The 17,171-nt window shown below is 68.8% G+C and carries 22 protein-coding genes; 14 read left to right on the top strand and 8 right to left on the bottom strand.

Annotation, left to right across the window (positions count from 1 at the left end; all coding sequences use genetic code 11):
• Positions 1-30: 30 nt before the first annotated feature.
• Genes BWR60_RS02610 through BWR60_RS02595 form a run of 4 tightly spaced genes read left to right on the top strand, consistent with a single transcriptional unit; the run spans position 31 to position 4,526 of the window.
• Complete coding sequence (locus BWR60_RS02610) at positions 31-318, top strand: succinate dehydrogenase assembly factor 2 (protein ID WP_088149450.1); 288 nt, start codon at positions 31-33, stop codon at positions 316-318.
• Entirely contained in the window at positions 315-3,803 is a 3,489-nt protein-coding gene (gene mfd / locus BWR60_RS02605) for a transcription-repair coupling factor (RefSeq protein ID WP_088149449.1), read from the top strand. Before BWR60_RS02610 ends, mfd begins: the two co-directional genes overlap by 4 nt.
• Before the next feature lie 57 nt (positions 3,804-3,860).
• Positions 3,861-4,151: a type II toxin-antitoxin system ParD family antitoxin gene (locus tag BWR60_RS02600; protein ID WP_088149448.1), complete on the top strand. Its 291-nt coding sequence runs from the start codon at positions 3,861-3,863 to the stop codon at positions 4,149-4,151.
• 6 nt (positions 4,152-4,157) lie between these two features.
• Entirely contained in the window at positions 4,158-4,526 is a 369-nt protein-coding gene (locus tag BWR60_RS02595) for a type II toxin-antitoxin system RelE/ParE family toxin (RefSeq protein WP_088149447.1), read from the top strand.
• A 4-nt stretch (positions 4,527-4,530) separates the two neighbouring features.
• Here BWR60_RS02595 and BWR60_RS02590 read toward each other — a convergent pair whose 3' ends face one another.
• From BWR60_RS02590 to BWR60_RS02580, 3 genes are read right to left on the bottom strand one after another with little or no spacing between them, the layout of a single operon-like run.
• On the bottom strand, positions 4,531-5,187 hold the full coding sequence (locus tag BWR60_RS02590; protein WP_088149446.1) for a DsbA family oxidoreductase: 657 nt from the start codon (positions 5,185-5,187) through the stop codon (positions 4,531-4,533).
• Positions 5,188-5,430, bottom strand: coding sequence for a hypothetical protein (locus tag BWR60_RS02585; protein ID WP_088149445.1), 243 nt, complete (start codon positions 5,428-5,430; stop codon positions 5,188-5,190).
• Positions 5,431-5,438: 8 nt separating this feature from the next.
• Positions 5,439-5,930, bottom strand: coding sequence for a hypothetical protein (locus BWR60_RS02580; protein WP_088149444.1), 492 nt, complete (start codon positions 5,928-5,930; stop codon positions 5,439-5,441).
• Positions 5,931-6,126: 196 nt separating this feature from the next.
• Between BWR60_RS02580 and BWR60_RS02575 the strand changes: the two genes are divergently transcribed.
• Both BWR60_RS02575 and BWR60_RS02570 read left to right on the top strand, forming a co-directional pair.
• A complete protein-coding gene (locus BWR60_RS02575) occupies positions 6,127-6,831 on the top strand; it encodes a corrinoid protein (RefSeq protein ID WP_088149443.1) in 705 nt (234 codons plus the stop codon).
• 92 nt (positions 6,832-6,923) lie between these two features.
• Positions 6,924-7,460 carry a DUF1638 domain-containing protein gene (locus tag BWR60_RS02570; RefSeq protein ID WP_218823313.1) on the top strand — a complete coding sequence of 179 codons (537 nt, stop codon included), beginning with the start codon at positions 6,924-6,926 and terminating at the stop codon, positions 7,458-7,460.
• 27 nt (positions 7,461-7,487) lie between these two features.
• Here the strand turns inward: BWR60_RS02570 and BWR60_RS02565 are convergent, their stop codons facing one another.
• Both BWR60_RS02565 and BWR60_RS36175 read right to left on the bottom strand, forming a co-directional pair.
• Entirely contained in the window at positions 7,488-8,021 is a 534-nt protein-coding gene (locus BWR60_RS02565; protein WP_088149442.1) for a DUF2199 domain-containing protein, read from the bottom strand.
• 48 nt (positions 8,022-8,069) lie between these two features.
• Positions 8,070-8,321, bottom strand: coding sequence for a hypothetical protein (locus tag BWR60_RS36175; RefSeq protein WP_144445505.1), 252 nt, complete (start codon positions 8,319-8,321; stop codon positions 8,070-8,072).
• A gap of 112 nt (positions 8,322-8,433) precedes the next feature.
• On the opposite strand from BWR60_RS36175, the gene BWR60_RS02555 reads away from it, so the two are divergent.
• The 4 genes from BWR60_RS02555 to BWR60_RS02540 all read left to right on the top strand — a co-directional run bounded on the left by BWR60_RS02555 (position 8,434) and on the right by BWR60_RS02540 (position 10,990).
• Positions 8,434-8,736 (top strand): virulence factor, encoded by a 303-nt coding sequence (locus tag BWR60_RS02555; RefSeq protein WP_088149440.1) that lies wholly within the window; start codon positions 8,434-8,436, stop codon positions 8,734-8,736.
• 70 nt (positions 8,737-8,806) lie between these two features.
• Complete coding sequence (locus BWR60_RS02550; RefSeq protein WP_088149439.1) at positions 8,807-9,712, top strand: polysaccharide deacetylase family protein; 906 nt, start codon at positions 8,807-8,809, stop codon at positions 9,710-9,712.
• Positions 9,713-9,726: 14 nt separating this feature from the next.
• Positions 9,727-10,032 carry a hypothetical protein gene (locus BWR60_RS02545; RefSeq protein ID WP_088149438.1) on the top strand — a complete coding sequence of 102 codons (306 nt, stop codon included), beginning with the start codon at positions 9,727-9,729 and terminating at the stop codon, positions 10,030-10,032.
• Positions 10,033-10,069: 37 nt separating this feature from the next.
• Positions 10,070-10,990: a CobW family GTP-binding protein gene (locus BWR60_RS02540; RefSeq protein ID WP_218823312.1), complete on the top strand. Its 921-nt coding sequence runs from the start codon at positions 10,070-10,072 to the stop codon at positions 10,988-10,990.
• Positions 10,991-11,012: 22 nt separating this feature from the next.
• Here BWR60_RS02540 and BWR60_RS02535 read toward each other — a convergent pair whose 3' ends face one another.
• Both BWR60_RS02535 and BWR60_RS02530 read right to left on the bottom strand, forming a co-directional pair.
• Entirely contained in the window at positions 11,013-11,312 is a 300-nt protein-coding gene (locus BWR60_RS02535) for a type II toxin-antitoxin system RelE/ParE family toxin (RefSeq protein WP_088149436.1), read from the bottom strand.
• Entirely contained in the window at positions 11,309-11,557 is a 249-nt protein-coding gene (locus BWR60_RS02530; protein ID WP_088149435.1) for a type II toxin-antitoxin system ParD family antitoxin, read from the bottom strand. The genes BWR60_RS02535 and BWR60_RS02530 overlap by 4 nt, the downstream gene beginning before the upstream one ends.
• A gap of 169 nt (positions 11,558-11,726) precedes the next feature.
• Between BWR60_RS02530 and BWR60_RS02525 the strand changes: the two genes are divergently transcribed.
• Genes BWR60_RS02525 through BWR60_RS02510 form a run of 4 tightly spaced genes read left to right on the top strand, consistent with a single transcriptional unit; the run spans position 11,727 to position 15,446 of the window.
• Positions 11,727-12,638: a methyltetrahydrofolate cobalamin methyltransferase gene (locus BWR60_RS02525; RefSeq protein ID WP_088149434.1), complete on the top strand. Its 912-nt coding sequence runs from the start codon at positions 11,727-11,729 to the stop codon at positions 12,636-12,638.
• Positions 12,639-12,689: 51 nt separating this feature from the next.
• Positions 12,690-14,756, top strand: a complete 2,067-nt coding sequence (locus BWR60_RS02520) for an ASKHA domain-containing protein (protein WP_218823311.1) — start codon at positions 12,690-12,692, stop codon at positions 14,754-14,756.
• 52 nt (positions 14,757-14,808) lie between these two features.
• Positions 14,809-15,048, top strand: coding sequence for a type II toxin-antitoxin system VapB family antitoxin (locus BWR60_RS02515; protein ID WP_088149433.1), 240 nt, complete (start codon positions 14,809-14,811; stop codon positions 15,046-15,048).
• The gene (locus BWR60_RS02510; RefSeq protein ID WP_088149432.1) at positions 15,048-15,446 is read left to right on the top strand and encodes a type II toxin-antitoxin system VapC family toxin; all 399 of its coding nucleotides are present in this window, start codon (positions 15,048-15,050) and stop codon (positions 15,444-15,446) included. The genes BWR60_RS02515 and BWR60_RS02510 overlap by 1 nt, the downstream gene beginning before the upstream one ends.
• Positions 15,447-15,467: 21 nt before the next feature.
• Here BWR60_RS02510 and BWR60_RS02505 read toward each other — a convergent pair whose 3' ends face one another.
• Entirely contained in the window at positions 15,468-17,144 is a 1,677-nt protein-coding gene (locus BWR60_RS02505) for an ABC transporter permease (protein ID WP_088149431.1), read from the bottom strand.
• Positions 17,145-17,171: the final 27 nt, after the last annotated feature.

Raw genomic sequence — 17,171 nt, 5'->3', positions numbered from 1 at the left:
GGGGCGTACGTGGACACGCACCTTAAGCCAATGACCGAGCCAACCGATAGCGACGCCGTCGCGCCGTTGCGCCGCCGCCTGCGCTTCCGCAGCTGGCATCGCGGCACCCGTGAAGCCGACCTGCTGCTCGGCGGCTTCGCCGATGCAACGCTGGACCGACTCGATGCGGCTCAGCTGGCCCGCTACGGCGAGCTGCTGGAGAACAACGACCCCGACCTGTGGGACTGGGTGACCGAGCGCGTGCCGGTCCCGGCCGACTGCGACAGCGACGTCATGCGGCTGCTGATCGACTACGCCCGGACGCGGGGTCGCGGATGAGCGTGCTGGCCGAACCCGCCACCGCGCGGGCCTCGGCACGCCACCGCACCATCGGCGGCGTGCCCCAGGGCCAGGATGCGCGGCTGGTCGCCGAGCTGGCGCGCAAGGCCGGCGACAAGGGCCTGCTGCACATCGCCAGCGACGATGCGCGGCTGCCGGCCCTGGAAGGCGCGCTGGCCTTCTTCGCGCCCGACCTGCCGGTCGTGGTGCTGCCGCCCTGGGACTGCCTGCCCTATGACCGCGTCTCGCCGAATCCGGAGACGGTGGCGGAGCGCGTCGACGCGCTGACCCGCCTGCTGGTCGCGCGCGAGCCCGGCCGACCCTTCGTCGTGTTGACCACCATCGGCGCCGCGATGCAGCGGGTGCCGCCGCGCGAGGCCTTCGCCGAGGCCAGCCTGTCGATCGCGCCCGGGCAGCGGGTGGACCTCGACGGGTTGCAGGGCTTCCTGGCCCGCAATGGCTATGTCCGCGCCCAGACCGTGCGCGAGCCGGGCGAGTTCGCCATCCGCGGCGGCATCGTCGACCTGTTCCCGCCGGGGACGGAGGAGCCGCTGCGGCTCGACCTGTTCGGCGATGAGCTGGAGAAGATCCGCCGCTTCGACCCGATGTCGCAGCGCACGACCGGCGAGGTCGACCGGATCACGCTGAAGCCGATGGGCGAGGTGTTCCTCGACCCGGCCTCGATCGCCCGCTTCCGCAGCGGCTACCGCGAGCTGTTCGGCGCCATCAACGACGACGACCCGCTATACGAGGCAGTGTCGGCCGGCCGCAAGCAGGCCGGGATGGAGCATTGGCTGCCGCTGTTCCACGACCATCTCGACACGGTCTTCGACTACCTGCCCGAGGCGTCGGTCACCCTCGACTACCAGCTGGAGCAGGCGCGCGACCAGCGCCTGGCCCAGATCGCCGATTTCTACGAGGCGCGGCTGACTCACCAGGCGGCGCAGAAGAAGGCGAAGACGCCGCCCTACCGCCCGATCCCGCCCGAGCGGCTGTATCTCGACGCGGCGGAGTGGGAGGCCTGCCTGGCCGACCGGCCGGTGGCGGATTTCTCGCCCTTCGCCCCGCCGGAGGGCGGCGCCGATGCCGGCGGCCGCCGCGGCCACGACTTCGCCGAGGCCCGCGCCAATCCCGAGGTCAATCTCTACGCCGCGGTGCGCAACCACATCGGCGAGCTGAAGGCCGCCGGCAAGCGCGTGCTGATCGCCGGCTATACCCCGGGTGCCCGCGACCGGCTGCGGTCGATGCTGTCGGAGCAGGGCAGGGCCGATTTTGCCGTGGCCGAGACCTGGGCGGGGGTGGAGAAGGCCAACCCGGCCAGCGCCGTCATGGTGGTGCTGCCGCTGGAACACGGGTTCTCGGCGCCGGATCTCGCCGTCGTCACCGAGCAGGACATCCTCGGCGACCGGCTGACCCGGCCGCAGAAGAAGCGCCGCAAATCCGAGCAGTTCATCGCCGAGGTCTCGGCCTTGGCGGCGGGCGACATCGTCGTCCACCAGGACCATGGCATCGGCCGCTATGAGGGGCTGGAGACGCTGACCGTCGGCGGCGCGGCGCATGACTGCCTGCGCATCGTCTATGAGGGCGGCGACAAGCTGTTCGTGCCGGTCGAGAACATCGAGGTGCTGTCCCGCTACGGCTCCGGCGACATGGCCGTGCAGCTGGACAAGCTGGGCGGCGCCGGCTGGCAGGCGCGGAAGGCGCGCGTCAAGAAGCGGCTGAAGGACATGGCGGAGGAGCTGATGCGGATCGCCGCCGCCCGCGCGCTCCGCACCACCGCGTCGCTGCCGCCGCCCGAGGGGCTGTACGAGGAGTTCGCGGCCCGCTTCCCCTATGCCGAGACCGAGGACCAGCAGCGCGCCATCGACGAGGTGCTGGACGACCTTCAGGCCGGCCGGCCGATGGATCGGCTGGTCTGTGGCGATGTCGGCTTCGGCAAGACCGAGGTGGCGCTGCGTGCCGCCTTCGCCGCCGCCGCCAACGGCGTGCAGGTGGCGGTGGTGGTGCCGACCACGCTCCTGGCCCGCCAGCATTTCCGCACCTTCTCCGAGCGGTTCAAGGGCCTGCCGCTGCGCGTCGCCCAGCTGTCGCGCATGGTCACGCCGAAGGAGGCCAAGCTGGTGCGGGACGAGCTGGCGGCCGGCACCATGGACATCGTCGTCGGCACCCACGCCATCCTGTCGAAGCAGGTCTCGTTCAAGAATCTCGGCCTCGTCATCGTCGACGAGGAGCAGCATTTCGGCGTGAAGCAGAAGGAGAAGCTGAAGGCGCTGCGCGAGGACGTGCATGTGCTGACGCTGACCGCGACGCCGATCCCGCGCACGCTGCAGATGTCGCTGTCCGGCGTGCGCGAGCTGTCGCTGATCACCACCCCGCCGATCGACCGGCTGGCGGTGCGCACCTTCGTGCTGCCCTTCGACCCGGTGATCATCCGCGAGGCGGTGATGCGCGAGCATTTCCGTGGCGGCCAGACCTACTATGTCTGCCCACGGATCGAGGACCTGGCCGAGGCGCACCAGACCCTGCAGGAGCTGGTGCCGGAGGTGAAGATCGCCGTCGCCCACGGCCAGATGCCGGCGACCCAGCTCGAGGAGGTGATGAGCGCCTTCTATGACGGGCAGTTCGACGTGCTGCTGGCCACCGCGATCGTCGAATCCGGCCTCGACGTGCCGTCGGCCAACACCATGGTGATCCACCGCGCCGACCTGTTCGGCCTGGCCCAGCTGTACCAGCTGCGCGGCCGCATCGGCCGGTCGAAGCTGCGTGGCTACGCCTATCTGACCTATGCGCCGCGCAAGGCGCTGAGCAAGACGGCGCAGCAGCGGCTGCATGTGATCGAGACGCTGGACACGCTGGGCGCCGGCTTCACCTTGGCCAGCCACGACATGGACATCCGCGGCGCCGGCAACCTGCTGGGCGAGGAGCAGTCGGGCCATATCCGCGAGGTCGGGGCCGAGCTGTACCAGCAGATGCTGGAGGAGGCGGTGCAGGCTGCCCGCGCCGGCGTCGGCAGCGGGGAGGAGGCGGCCGAGAGCTGGACGCCGCAGATCAACCTGGGCGTGCCGGTGCTGATCCCGGAGACCTATGTCGCGGACCTGCAGATCCGCCTCGACCTCTATCGCCGGATCTCGGCGCTGGAAGGCCAGGCCGAGCTGGACGGCTTCGCCGCCGAACTGATCGACCGCTTCGGCGCGCTGCCGGAGGAGGTCGAGAACCTGCTGGAGCTGGTGGCGATCAAGCGGCTGTGCCGCACCGCCGGGGTCGAGCGGCTGGACGCCGGGCCGAAGGGCGCGGTGATCGGCTTCCGCGACAACCAGTTCGCGCGGCCGGACAAGCTGATCGGCTTCATCCAGAAGATGGCCGGGGCGATCAAGGTGCGGCCGGACCAGAAGCTGGTCTATGCCCGCGGCTGGGAGACGCCGCAGGACCGCGTCGGCGGCGCCCGCAAGCTGGTGCAGCGCCTGGCCGATCTGGCGACCAGGTAGGTCAATTGGCAATTATTGCCAGTATCGTCTATCCTCTATCAGAAGAGGAGTGCTGGCATGCCGACGCGAAACATCAACCTGACCGACCATCTTGATGAGTTCGTGGAGGGACGGGTGACCTCCGGCGCCTATCAGAACGCCAGCGAAGTGGTTCGAGAGGGGCTGCGTCTTCTGGAGCAGAGAGACCGGGAGAATGCGCTTCGGCTTCAGCGGCTGCGGGAGGCCGCCGAAGTCGGCTTTGCTGATGTCGAAGCAGGCCGGTATCGAGATGTCTCTGTCGATGAGCTTGAGGATTTCGTCGCGGAGGTGGGTCGCCGGGCTAGCGCGACGTTGCGCAGCGCCGGGTAAGCTTCTTTGCGCCGCTATCGTCTTTCGCTGACGGCAGAACGCGAGCTTGGCGAAATTCTGGCTCACACGGAGCTTCAGTTCGGCGAAACGGCTCGTTTGCGGTACCAGACGCTGATTGCGGCGGCCTTGGCCGAAATCGCTGCCGATCCGGATTGCAGGGGCGCCAGGCCTCGCCCCGAGATCGGCGATCGGGTTCGGATCTATCATCTTCGGCACAGCCGCGAACGCGCCCGCTCGAAGCGCGGGGTCGTTCGATTTCCCAGACACTTCATTCTTTTCAAGGTCGAAGCCGATCTGATCGTCGTGGGTCGCATCCTGCATGATGCGATGGATCTCGATCGGCACGCCTCTGCGGAAGACCCGGCTTCGTGGTGATTGGCTACGCCCGCTCCGACAGCGGGGCGGAGACGGCGTGCTCGCGGGCGAGGTCGAGCAGCGGCAGGAAGGCGCTGGGCTCCTGCGCGCCGGACACGGCGTAGCGGCCGTCGAAGACGAAGCAGGGCACCGCCTGGATGCCGAGCTGCCGGGCCCGCAGGTCGGCGGCCTGGATCTCGGCGATGCCGATCTCGCTGGCCAGCACCCCGGCGATGCGGCGGCGGTCGAAGCCCAGCTCTTCGGCGATGTCGATCAGGATCTCGCGGTTGCCGACATCCCGGCCATGCACGAAATAGGCGGTGAACAGCGCGTCGACCATGCGGTCGGCCTCGCCCAGCTCGCCGGCATGGCGGATCAGCCGGTGCGCCTCGACCGTGTTCGGGGTGCGGCGGATCACGCTCTGGTTCAGGGGCAGGCCTTCCTTGCCGGCGGCCTCGGCCACCACGGCGTTGATCTGCCGCATCCGCTCGCGCCCGCCGAATTTGGCGATCATGTAGCTCTGCCGGTCGACGCCCTGCTTCGGCATCTCCGGGTTCAGCTGGAAGGGCTGCCAGCGGATCTCCAGACCCGGCAGGGGCCGCATCGCCAGGGCGCGCCGCAACCGGTGCTTGCCGATGTAGCACCAGGGGCAGACCACGTCGAAGAAGATGTCGATCCGCATTCAGCCAGTATCCCGCGGCGGGCGGCGTTTGGGAATGGGATCGGCTTCCTGCCCGGCCGCACCGGCGTCCCGGTCGGCGATCTCCTCGGCCAGCAGCCCGAGCGCCAGGGTGGCGCGCTCGGATTCCTGCGCCTCATGGGCGGCCATGGCCCGGCGGTCCTGCCGCAGCCGGTCCGCCTTCACGGCCCGCTCGACCCGCTCCGGGTCGCGCTTGCCGCCGCCGCGATTGCGCCAGTTCGGCATGGCCGTCCTCAGGACCTCTTCGGCTTCGTTTTGGTCGCGCCGACCCGGTTTTTCAGGAGCTGCCGCGCGGCCCGGTATTCGGTGCGGAAGCGCAGCAGCTGGCCGCAGAGATAGGCGATGCGGCGCTTCAGCTGCTGGTCCGGCGCGGTCTCGCCGCCCAGGATCCGGCCGTCGGCAGCGGTGACGAAGTCGCGGATCGCGGCCTCGACCCCGGCCGGCTCCAGATTGTGCGCCAGCCGGTTGCGCAGGCGATTCAGCTTCTCCGCCGCGTCCAGCAGGTCGTCCAGCGTCTCGTTCTTGATCAGGGCGCGGGCGAACTGGGTCTTGGTGAAGAAGTTGATCTGCAGCCCGTCCAGCGCCCCTGGGTTGGGCAGCATTTCCTGCAGCAGGTTGTTGACCTCCTCCTCGATCAGCAGATGGCCCTTGAGGATGATCAGGGTGGTGTCGTCCGTCCGCGGGAAGTGGCGGAGGAAGGTGACGAGGGAGTCCTGGAGGTCCATGGGCACCGCGCGGCCGGAAGGAAGCGCATCATCCGGGGGGCGGCCTCGGGTGTCCAGCGTCGCGATGCCGCTGGGCCGCGCCGGCGTGTCGCCGCCTTCGCAGTCGGGGTCGGTTCCAGGCTAGCGGCGGAACCCGGCATCCCGGTTAATGCGAGCCATGGCTCATCAGGAATGACGCCGGCGATCGAGGGTTCCCATGGCGGATGACGATATCGACCTGAACGCGCTGAACGACGAAGAGCTCGTCGAGCAGATGTGGGACGACCTCTATGACGGCCTCGCCGACGAGATCGTCGAGGGCGTCAACATCCTGCTGGCGCGCAAATGGACGCCGTATGACGTGCTGACCAAGGCGCTGGTCGAGGGCATGCGCATCGTCGGCATCGACTTCCGCGACGGCATCCTGTTCGTGCCCGAGGTGCTGCTGGCCGCCAACGCCATGAAGCGCGGCATGGGCATCCTGCGGCCGCTCTTGGCCGAGACCGGCGCGCCGAAGGTCGGCAAGATGGTGATCGGCACGGTCAAGGGCGACATCCACGACATCGGCAAGAACCTAGTGTCGATGATGATGGAAGGCGCCGGCTTCGAGGTCATCGACCTCGGCATCAACAACCCGGTCGAGAACTACCTGAAGGCGATCGAGGAGCATCAGCCCGACATCGTCGGCATGTCGGCGCTGCTGACGACGACGATGCCCTATATGAAGGTGGTGATCGACACGTTGAAGGAGCAGGGGATCCGCGACGACTACGTCGTGCTCGTCGGCGGCGCGCCCCTGAATGAGGAATTCGCACGGGAAATCGGCGCCGACGCCTATTGCCGCGACGCGGCGGTGGCGGTGGAGACGGCCAAGGACTTCATGCGGCGCAAGCACAACCAGGCGAAGGCCGCGACGGCCTGAGGCCCGAGCGGTTCGGAGTCGCCGGGGTCGCCCCCGGCCCGGACCGGACGCTGCTGATCGCCTGCGGGGCCCTGGCGCGCGAGACGCTGGCCGTGATCCGTGCCAACGGCATCGCGGATCGTGTCGGCGTCACCTGCCTGCCCGCCATCCTGCACAACCGGCCCGAGCAGATCGCCGACCGGCTGCGCCGGCGCATCCGCACTGCCCGCGCGATGGGCTGGAGCCGCATCCGCATCGCCTATGCCGATTGCGGCAGCGGCGGCGCCATCGACCGGGTTGCGGCGGAGGAGGGGGCGGAGCGTGTCGGCGGCCCGCACTGCTACGCCTTCTTCGCCGGCACGGCCGATTTCGACCGGCTGATGGAGGAGGAGCCGGGCAGCTTCTTTCTGACCGACTATCTCGTCCGCCACTTCCAGGCGCTGATCCTCGAGGGCATGGGGCTGGACCGCCATCCGGAGCTGCTGCCGATGATCTTCGGCAACTACCGCCGCCTGGTCTATCTGGCCCAGACCGAGGATCCGGCGCTGCAGGCCCAGGCAAAGGCCGCGGCGGCCCGGCTGGGGCTGGCCTATGAGTACCGTTTCACGGGCTATGGCGAGTTCGCGCAGTTCGTGGCGGCATCGGGTTGATCCTTCGGCAGAACCGCCACGCCGCCGTCAATCCGTGTTACGGCGCGCCGCCTTTTCCGCTTCGTAGATCTCCAGGATCTCATGGTGGCGGGCCGAGTCGATGCCCTGCCGCTGCTCGATCGCCAACTCGGAATTCGCCGTTGAGAGGCATCGGATGGTCGGCCGCTGGCGGCTGGTGCCGAACTGGATCTCGACCGGTGTTCCGATCACTCGGCCGTATGAAGGAAGCTGGTTGGCCAACGCGCCGGCGTGGGCAGGTTCGTCCGCCGCATCCTTATCATAGACCTCCAGGTAGCGTTGGAAGACCAATCGCTCCACCTCCACCCAAGCGCCCCAGCCGAAATAGTCCGGCTCATGCCGAAATGGAATCTGCAGAAGTCCGCGGATGAAGAAGCGGCCTTCGCAACTACAAAGATCGGAATCGAATTTTGCTCTTTCCTCGCGTTCCTTGGTCGGCATGGCCCAGATCTCGTCTGGAAGCTGATAGCTGATATCCCGTGGAAGCCCCTCGTGACTTTCACCGCAATGCGGGCAGATGAAGGAGTCAGGCGAGGTTGTCATTCCTCATCGTCCTTGCTTCGGCATCGCAATCCGTCCGTTCCACAACCATCATTGCTCATCCCGGCCCTCGTGCAGCAGATCTTCCGCGGGGGTGTGCCGACAGCCTGCCGTCCGGGCACGGAGCCGGGCGGCCAGATCATCGAAGGCCTGCCCGTGGTCCAGACGATCGAAAAAGGCAGCCAGCTCTTCGTCGGTCTCGATGACGACAATCCGCCCGGCGGCGAGATCCTGTTCCCCGACTGACAGTGCCGCCCTCAGCCGCTCCAGTTTCCGCCGCGTATCGAGATCGTCGCCGCACATCGCTTCTCGTTCCCTGGTTGTCGGAATCAGGACGATCGTTTCCAGAGACTCTGGTCAAATTGATCTCCGGTACCGGTCTCCTAGACTACCAGATTGTTCCATAGGACTCTCCATGCCCCAGCTCATCATCGTCTCCTGGCGCGACATCCCCAGCCAGGTCACCGCCAAGGCCGGCCGGCGCGACCAGGCCAAGGTGCTGCTGTCTCAGCGCTTCCAGGACGCGATCGACCGCGCCGCCATGCGCGGCAAGGCCCGCGACGCCGACAGCTATCTCGAGGAATGGAAGAAGTCCGAGCCGGTCGAGTGCGGCGACGACCTGCAGGCCGAGGCCGAGGCGGCGGCGGCGAAGATCGAGGCGGAGTACGACGACGCCCGGCTGCGGGCGCTGGTCGAAAGCGGCGGCATCGCGGGCTGAGGAAGGTCGACGGGCCGCGCACGGGTTGATAGGACAGGAGGGCGGGGAGAACCGGCACTGGAGGCTGAGAATGGCCAAGAAGGACATTATCTGCGCGTTCGGGACCGATATCGATTCGGTGGCGGGCTGGATCGGATCCTATGGCGGCGGCGACTCGCCCTCGGACATCCAGCGCGGCGTGTTCGCCAGCGAGGTCGGCACCCTGCGGCTGCTGCGCCTGTTCAGGAAATACGACCTGAAGACCAGCTTCTTCATCCCGGGCCACTCGCTCGAATCCTTCCCCGACCAGGTGAAGCGGATCGCCGATGAGGGCCATGAGATCGGGGCCCACGGCTATCTGCACGAGAACCCGATCGCGATGACGCCCGCCCAGGAAGAAGCGGTGCTGGTCAAGAGCATCGAGCTGATCCAGGCCCTGACCGGCAAGGCGCCGCGGGGCTATGTCGCGCCCTGGTGGGAGATGTCGAACGCCACCGCGGCGCTGCTGCAGAAATACGGCTTCCGCTACGACCACAGCCAGGGCTATCGCGACTTCCAGCCCTTCTACGCCCGGGTCGGCGACGAATGGACGCTGATCGACTACTCCAAGCCGGCGGAGGCCTGGATGAAGCCGATGACGCATGGCAAGGAGATCGACCTCGTCGAGATCGGCGCCAACTGGTACGTCGACGACCTGCCGCCGATGATGTTCATGAAGAAGGCGCCGAACAGCCACGGCTTCGTCAACCCGCGCGACATCGAGCAGATGTGGCGGGACCAGTTCGACTGGGTCTATCGCGAGATGGACTATGCCGTCTTCGCCTTCACCATCCATCCCGACGTCAGCGGCCGGCCGCAGGTGCTGCTGATGCTGGAGCGGCTGATCGAGCACATCAACGGCCATGACGGCGTCCGCTGGCTGACCTTCGAGGACATCGCCGAGGATTTCCGCCGGCGCTATCCCTTCGACGGCGGCAAGCGGCCCGAGGTGATCTGACAGGGGAGGCGCCGATGTGCTCCGGCTGCGGCTTCCCGGCGGCGCCCGGCCATTGGACCGAGGCCGGCGCCGCCACGGCGCCGGACCGGCTGCGGGCCCGCTTCCGGCGGGCCGAGGTGCTGAAGCCGGTGCTGCGGGCCTATGGCCTGACCGCGCATGATGGCGGGCTGGTGCCCGGCCTCCAGCTGTCGACCCTGTCCGGCCACCAGGCGATCGTGCGCGACCTCGAGGAGCTGTGGGCCGCGGCCGAGCGCATGGCGGGCCGGCCGGTCGATCCGCTCGATCCCCATTTCATCGGCGGCGGGGATGGCGGGCGCTGAACCAACCGGCTTGGCGGATGGCCGGCTGCGGCTGACCGTGCTGGGCGGCTTCCTGGGCGCCGGGAAGACGACCTGGCTGCGCCACCAGCTTCATGTCGGGCTCTATCGGGATGCCGCCGTGATCGTCAACGAGGCGGCCGAGACGCCAGTCGACGACGCGCTGCTGGGGCAAGCCTCGTCGCTGGCCGTGCTGGCCGGCGGCTGTGCCTGCTGCACCGCGCGGGCCGAGATGGTGCAGATGCTGCGGCGGATTTGTGACGACAGGACCCGGTCCTATGAAACGGGTCTGCAGCGCATCGTGCTGGAGACCAGCGGGCTGGCCGATCCCGGCCCGATCGTCGTGGCCATCCGGTCGGATCCGGTGCTGGTCCATCATATCGTCGTCAGCGAGATCGTCGTCCTGGTCGATGCGCTGCACGGTCTGGCGCAGTTGCGCACCGACCGGCTCGGCCGTCGTCAGATCGAAACGGCCGACCGCCTCGTCGTCACCAAGGCCGACGCGGCCGGGGAGGCGGCGCTGGCCCGGCTGCTCGCGACGCTGCGGCATCTCAATCCCGGTGCCGAACTGAGCGGCGCGGTTCAGGGAGTGCCCCTCGTGCTCCCGGCGGCCGAGGATGTCGAGCCGGAACGCCTTCCCGCGCTCGAGGACGGGGCGGAGCCGCCGGCCGTCTTCCCGACACGGCTGGCTATCGCCGGGGCGGTCGACTGGACCGTCTTCACCGTCTGGCTTTCGGCGCTGCTGCATGCGCGGGGCGACGACGTGCTGCGGGTGAAGGGCGTGGTGCGGACGCCGGCCGGCCGGCTGCTGCTGCAGAGCGTGCGTCGGGTCGTCCAATCGCCCGAGATCCTGCCCGAGCAGCCGGATCGTGAGGACAACGCCGTTGTCGTCATCGGCCGCGGCTATCGCGTCGAGGATCTGCGGCGATCGCTCGACCGTTTTGCGGACGGAAGGGGGTAGGGCGCCGCGCGCCGGCGCGGGATCACGGATCGGCCAGTCGCCCGTGAAGGTCCATGCGGTCGTGCAGGATACGGACGATTTCGACCAGATCCACTGCTTCCCGATAGAAGATGACATGTCGTCCGGCGGCAAGGCTGCGAAAGCCGGAGTGGATGTCGTCCCGCGGTCGACCCAGGCCCGGCGTGGCCCTGATCTGGCGAAAGCGCTCACGGATCTGCGCGAGATACCGGGTTTTCTGGTCCAGGCCCCAGGTTTCGGCCGCGAAACGTCCGATCGCTTGGAGATCGGCTGCGGCGGCCGCAGTGACGACCAGCCGCCTCACAGGCGGGCGAAGAAATCGTCCAGCGCGTCGTCGCCGTCCAGCACCGTGACCCGGCCGGCGACCAAATCCGCCTCGCCCTTCGCCAGTTCTTCGCGCAGCCGTTCCAGCTTCAGGCGACGGATCTCGTCATGCTCCTGCATCAGGCGAAGCGCCTCGCGGACCACTTCGCTGGCATTGTTGTAGAGGCCGGATTCGACCTTCTCCCGGACCAGTTCCTCGAGCCTGGGTGTCAGCGAGATGTGCATGCCGTCTCTCCCGATCATGGGGAGGATAGCGCGTGGACCAGGCTTTGACAAAGTTTGTCGCATGGGGCCCTGACGCGCTTGCGGCAGGCGATGACGCTGGAAGACGATCCGGCCGCGGGCGATGCGCCTAGCCTTTCTCCCAGGAAACTCCAGCATCCGAAGGCAGGGCATGACGGACACGGTGATCAGCTCGGCGACCAAGGAGATCGCCATCGGGTTCGAGCGGCCCTTCGTCATCATCGGCGAACGCATCAACCCGACCGGCCGCAAGATCCTGGCCGAGGAGATGAAGAACGGCGACTACAGCCGGGTGCAGTCCGACGCGCTGGCCCAGGTCGCGGCCGGGGCCCAGATGCTGGATGTCAATGCCGGCATCCCGCTGGCGGACGAGCCGCGCATCCTGGCCGAATGCGTCCAGCTGGTGCAGTCGATCACCGACGTGCCGCTGTCGATCGACAGCTCGATCGTCGCGGCGCTGGAGGCCGGGCTGTCGGTCTACAAGGGCAAGGCCCTGGTCAATTCGGTCACCGGCGAGGATGAGCGCCTGGAGACGGTGCTGCCGCTGGTGAAGAAGTACGGCGCCGCAGTCGTCGCCATCTCCAACGACGAGACCGGCATCTCCGAGGACCCCGACGTCCGCTTCGCCGTCGCCAAGAAGATCGTCGAGCGGGCGCGCGACCACGGCATCTCCTATGCCGACATCGTGGTCGACCCGCTGGTGATGCCGATCGGCGCCATCAACACCGCCGGGCGCCAGGTCTTCACCTTGGTCCGCCGGCTGCGCGAGGAGCTGAAGGTCAACACCACCTGCGGCGCCTCCAATGTCAGCTTCGGCATGCCGAACCGGCATGGGCTGAACGCCGCCTTCCTGACCATGGCGATCGGCGCGGGCATGACCTCGGCGATCACCAACCCGCTGCATGCGGAGAGCCTGCAGGCGGTGCTGGGCGCCGACACCATGATGGGCCACGACCCGCATTGCGCCCGCTGGATCCGGCAGTACCGCGAGCCGGCCGCCGAAGGCGCCGAGGCCGCGGGCGCGCGCGGTGGTCGCGAAGGGCGCCGGCGCCGAGCGCAGTAACATGACGATACGGTGCCTCGGCCGGGGCGCTGCGAGGATGACGGGTTGACGATGAACATGATCGATCCCGGGCAGCCGCCCGGCCCAGGGGCGTCAGGCCAGGCGACGCAGACGGCGCTGGTCGTCTTCACCCCGTCCGGCCGGCGCGGCCGCTTCCCGTTGGGCACGTCGCTGCTGCAGGCCGCGCGGTCGCTCGGTGTCGATGTCGACAGCGTCTGCGGCGGGCGGTCGATCTGCGGCCGCTGCCAGGTCGAGATCGGTGACGGCCAGTTCGCCAAGCACGGCATCGAATCCCGTGCCGGCCATGCGTCGGAGACCGGGGCGGCGGAGCTGCGCTATGCCGAGAAGCGTGGGCTGAAGCCGGGGCGGCGCCTGTCCTGCCAGACCTTGATCCAGGGCGACCTCGTCGTCGACGTGCCGCCCGAGAGCCAGGTGCACAAGCAGGTCGTCCGCAAGGATGCCGAGCACCGGGTGATCGAGGTCGATCCGCCGGTCAAGCTCTACTATGTCGAGGTGCGCGAACCCGACATGCACGACCCCTCCGGCGATCTGCGCCGGCTGGAGGAGGCGCTGGCCGAGCAATGGGGCATCACCGGCCTGGATTGCGACCTGCGGGTGGTGCAGCGGCTGCAGAAGGCCCTGCGCGAGGGCAGCTGGACCTGCACCGTGGCGGTGCGTGAGCAGCGGGTGAAGCGCCTCCTGGCCGTCTGGCCGGGCTTCCGCGACAAGATCTACGGCCTGGCCTACGACGTCGGCTCCACCACCATCGCCTGCCATCTCTGCGACATCGAGACCGGCGAGGTCGTCGCCTCCGGCGGCGCCATGAACCCGCAGATCCGGTTCGGCGAGGATCTGATGAGCCGGGTCAGCTACATCATGATGAACCCCGGCGGCGACAAGGCGCTGACCGAGGCGGTGCGGGGCGCGCTGAACGACCTGGCCGCCCATGTCACCGCCCAGGCGGGGCTGGAGATCGAGGACGTGCTGGAGGTGACGCTGGTCGGCAACCCGATCATGCATCACCTGGTGCTGGGCATCGACCCGATCGAGCTGGGCGGCGCGCCCTTCGCCCTGGCCACCGACCAGGCGATCAACATCTGGGCCACCGAGATCGACCTCAAGGTCCACCCCAACGCCCGCGTCTATGTCCTGCCCTGCATCGCCGGCCATGTCGGCGCCGACACCGCCGCGGTGATCCTGTCGGAGGAGCCGCACAAATCCGACGACCTGCGGCTGATCGTCGATGTCGGCACCAATGCCGAGATCGTGCTCGGCAACAAGGACCGGCTGCTCGCCTGCTCCAGCCCCACCGGCCCGGCCTTCGAGGGGGCGCAGATCTCCTCCGGCCAGCGCGCCGCGCCGGGGGCGATCGAGCGGGTGCGGATCGACCGCGACACGCTGGAGCCGCGCTTCCGAATCATCGGCAGCGAGCTGTGGTCGGATGAGGAGGGCTTCGCCCAGAAGGTCCGGCGCACCGGCGTCACCGGCATCTGCGGCTCCGGCATCATCGAGGTGCTGGCCGAGATGTTCCTGGCCGGCATCATCACCCAGGACGGGGTGATCGACGGGTCGATGGCGGCGCGCAGCGACCGCATCGTCGCCGACGGCCGCACCTTCAGCTATGTCCTGCACCGCGACGGCGAGCGCGAGCTGCGCGTCACCCAGAACGACGTCCGCGCCATCCAGCTGGCCAAGGCCGCGCTTTATGCCGGCGTCCGCCTGCTGATGGACAAGCTGGGCGTCGACCATGTCGACCGCATCACCCTGGCCGGCGCCTTCGGCAGCCATATCGACGTCAAATACGCCATGGTGCTGGGGCTGATCCCGGATTGCGACCTGACCAAGGTGGTGGCCGGCGGCAACGCCGCGGGCACCGGCGCCCGCATCGCGCTGGTCAGCCGCTCGGCCCGCGCCGAGATCGAGCAGGTGGTGCGCCGGGTCGAAAAGATCGAGACGGCGGTCGAGCCGATGTTTCAGCAGCATTTCGTCGAGGCGATGGCCCTGCCGCACAAGACCGCCGCCTTCCCGAACCTGGCGGCGGTGGTCGAGCTTCCGGCGCCGAAGACGAGCGAGGGCGGGGACGGCGAGGGCGGGCGGCGCCGGCGGCGGCGAGGTTGATCCTTGTATATACATCAATACAGACTATCTTGATGTATATACGGAGGCTGCCATGCCGCTCAGCATACGGGACGAACACACCGACCGGCTCGTTCGTGAGCTTGCCGCGCGCAAGAAGATCGGGCTGACCGAAGCCGTTCGGCTCGCGGTCGAAAATGAGCTTCGCCGCGCCGAGAAGATCACGCCGCTGCGCGAAAGGCTGCGTCCGATCCAGGATCGTATTGCCGCCAGGCCGGCCACCGGGTTCGAGGCCGATAAAGCGTTCTATGACGATCTCAGCGGTGACGCCTGATGTTCGTCGACGCCTCGGCCATTGTCGCCATTCTGACGCGGGAAAGCGACGCCGATGGGCTGGCTGACCGGCTGGAAGCCGGGGCCGAGCCCATCACATCGCCGATCGCGATCTTCGAAGCCGTTCTCGGGATCTGCCGCAAGCGGCAGGTCGGGGTCGAGGAGGTGCAGGAGGAGGTTCGGGCATTTCTGGGAATGGCCGGCATCGGCGTCGTCGCCATTTCCGATGGCGATGCCGGCCTGGCCCTCAAGGCCTTCGATCGCTATGGCAAGGGCCGCGGCCATCCCGCCCAGTTGAACCTGGGCGATTGCTTCGCCTATGCCTGCGCCAAGGCCCGCCATGTACCGGTCCTCTGCAAGGGCGATGACTTCCGGCAGACCGATATCGAGACGGCCTGACGGCGGCGCATCGGCATCGCGCTACGAATCTGGTCGTCCGACCCGGGCCAGCAGCACCACCGGCAGGATGCCGACCAGGACGATGACGAGGGCGGCGATCGCCGCCTCCTCATAGGTGCCGCGCGCCGCCTCGCCGTAGAGATGCGTGGCCAGCGTCTCGACATTGAGCGGGCGCAGCAGCAGGGTCGCCGGCAGCTCCTTCATGCAGTCGACGAAGACCAGCAGCCCGGCGGCGGCCAGCGCCGCCTTGGACAGCGGCAGGTGGACGTGCCGGAAGGTGCCGGTCACGGTCTGCCCCAGGCTGCGCGACGCCTGGTCGAAGGAGTGCGGGATGCGGCTGAAGCCGGCCTCGACCGCGCCGGTGGAGATCGCCAGGAATCGGGCGGCATAGGCGTAGACCAGGGCTGCCCCCGACCCGATCAGCAGCAGCCCGGTGGAGACACCGAGCCAGGCGCCCGCCGCCCGGTCGATCGCCTGGTCGAGGGCGGCGACCGGCACCAGGATGCCGATGGCGATCACCGTGCCCGGCATGGCGTAGCCGAGGGTCGACAGGCGCTGCAGCGCCGCCGCGACCCGACCCGGCCGCGACCGCGCGGTGTAGGCGACGACCACGCCGCACAGCAGCACGGCGGCCGTGGCGATCGCCGCCAGGGCCACCGTGTTGACCGCCTCGGACAGCAGCCGGTCGGAGATCCCGTTGAAGCGGAACCGTTTCCAGGCCTCGACCGCGAGGTACAGCGCCGGGGCGGCGAAGCCGATCAGGACCGGAACCAGGCCGAGAGCCAGCGCTGCGAGGCCGGGCAGGGGGGCGAGGCGGTGCGGCGTGAAGGCGCGCGATCGCTGCGCCGCGGTCCAGTAGCGCTGCCGGCGGCGGGCCCAGCGCTCCATCGCCACCAGCGCGACCACCAGGACCAGCATGGCCAGCGCGATCTGCGCCGCGCCGGGCAGGTCCGAGCGCGTCACCCAGGTGGTGTAGACCGAGATGGTCAGCGACCGGACCCCCAGGAACTCCGACGCGCCGATGTCGTTCAGCGTCTCCATCAGGGCCAGGCTGACGCCGACGGCGATGGCCGGCCGCGCCAGCGGCAGCGCCACCCGCCGGAACACCTGGCCGCGCCGGGTGCCGAGCGTGCGCGACACCTCGACCAGGTTGGCCGCCTGGGTCAGGAACATCGCCCGGGTGGTGATGTAGACATAGGGGTACAGCACGAAGCCCAGCAGCACGATGCAGCCGGTCATCGACCGGAGGTCGGGCAGCCGGAACTCGCGCGGGCCGGAATAGCCCAGCAGGCCCCGGATCGCGCCCTGCACCACGCCGAGCGGGTGCAGGATGTCGAGATAGGCGTAGGCGATGATGTAGGTCGGCACCGCCAGCGGCAGCAGCAGCGCCCATTCCAGCTGGCGCCGGCCGGGGAAGTCGTACGCCGTGACCAGCCAGGCGGTGGAGGTGCCGAGCGCCGTGACCATGAGGCCGACGCCGAGCAGCAGCAGCGCCGTCTGGCCCAGGGCCGGCGGCAGCACATAGGCGAGGAGATGCGGCCACAGACCCGTGGAGCCCTGCAGCGCCTCCCAGGCCAGGGCCAGGACCGGCAGGGCCACCAGCCCGCCGATGATCGCGGCGGCGGACAGCCAGCGCCGTCCCGGCGCGCGCCGGGCGACAGTCAGGGCAGGGGCATGCTGCAGGACGGCTTGCGTCATTCTCGTCGGAGGCCGGGCGCGGATCTC

Source organism: Inquilinus limosus (genome assembly GCF_002195995.1).
GTDB classification, from domain to species: domain Bacteria; phylum Pseudomonadota; class Alphaproteobacteria; order DSM-16000; family Inquilinaceae; genus Inquilinus; species Inquilinus limosus_C.
This window is presented reverse-complemented; position numbering and strand designations above follow the sequence as displayed.

What these genes read in the sequence shown, in the direction of transcription:
- BWR60_RS02610 (WP_088149450.1), top strand. Translation starts at nt 31, where the DNA reads ATGACCGAGCCAACCGATAGCGACGCCGTCGCGCCGTTGCGCCGCCGC.
- mfd (WP_088149449.1), top strand. Translation starts at nt 315, where the DNA reads ATGAGCGTGCTGGCCGAACCCGCCACCGCGCGGGCCTCGGCACGCCAC.
- BWR60_RS02600 (WP_088149448.1), top strand. Translation starts at nt 3,861, where the DNA reads ATGCCGACGCGAAACATCAACCTGACCGACCATCTTGATGAGTTCGTG.
- BWR60_RS02590 (WP_088149446.1), bottom strand. Translation starts at nt 5,187, where the DNA reads ATGCGGATCGACATCTTCTTCGACGTGGTCTGCCCCTGGTGCTACATC.
- BWR60_RS02585 (WP_088149445.1), bottom strand. Translation starts at nt 5,430, where the DNA reads ATGCCGAACTGGCGCAATCGCGGCGGCGGCAAGCGCGACCCGGAGCGG.
- BWR60_RS02580 (WP_088149444.1), bottom strand. Translation starts at nt 5,930, where the DNA reads ATGGACCTCCAGGACTCCCTCGTCACCTTCCTCCGCCACTTCCCGCGG.
- BWR60_RS02575 (WP_088149443.1), top strand. Translation starts at nt 6,127, where the DNA reads ATGGCGGATGACGATATCGACCTGAACGCGCTGAACGACGAAGAGCTC.
- BWR60_RS02565 (WP_088149442.1), bottom strand. Translation starts at nt 8,021, where the DNA reads ATGACAACCTCGCCTGACTCCTTCATCTGCCCGCATTGCGGTGAAAGT.
- BWR60_RS36175 (WP_144445505.1), bottom strand. Translation starts at nt 8,321, where the DNA reads ATGTGCGGCGACGATCTCGATACGCGGCGGAAACTGGAGCGGCTGAGG.
- BWR60_RS02555 (WP_088149440.1), top strand. Translation starts at nt 8,434, where the DNA reads ATGCCCCAGCTCATCATCGTCTCCTGGCGCGACATCCCCAGCCAGGTC.
- BWR60_RS02550 (WP_088149439.1), top strand. Translation starts at nt 8,807, where the DNA reads ATGGCCAAGAAGGACATTATCTGCGCGTTCGGGACCGATATCGATTCG.
- BWR60_RS02545 (WP_088149438.1), top strand. Translation starts at nt 9,727, where the DNA reads ATGTGCTCCGGCTGCGGCTTCCCGGCGGCGCCCGGCCATTGGACCGAG.
- BWR60_RS02530 (WP_088149435.1), bottom strand. Translation starts at nt 11,557, where the DNA reads ATGCACATCTCGCTGACACCCAGGCTCGAGGAACTGGTCCGGGAGAAG.
- BWR60_RS02525 (WP_088149434.1), top strand. Translation starts at nt 11,727, where the DNA reads ATGACGGACACGGTGATCAGCTCGGCGACCAAGGAGATCGCCATCGGG.
- BWR60_RS02520 (WP_218823311.1), top strand. Translation starts at nt 12,690, where the DNA reads ATGAACATGATCGATCCCGGGCAGCCGCCCGGCCCAGGGGCGTCAGGC.
- BWR60_RS02515 (WP_088149433.1), top strand. Translation starts at nt 14,809, where the DNA reads ATGCCGCTCAGCATACGGGACGAACACACCGACCGGCTCGTTCGTGAG.
- BWR60_RS02510 (WP_088149432.1), top strand. Translation starts at nt 15,048, where the DNA reads ATGTTCGTCGACGCCTCGGCCATTGTCGCCATTCTGACGCGGGAAAGC.
- BWR60_RS02505 (WP_088149431.1), bottom strand. Translation starts at nt 17,144, where the DNA reads ATGACGCAAGCCGTCCTGCAGCATGCCCCTGCCCTGACTGTCGCCCGG.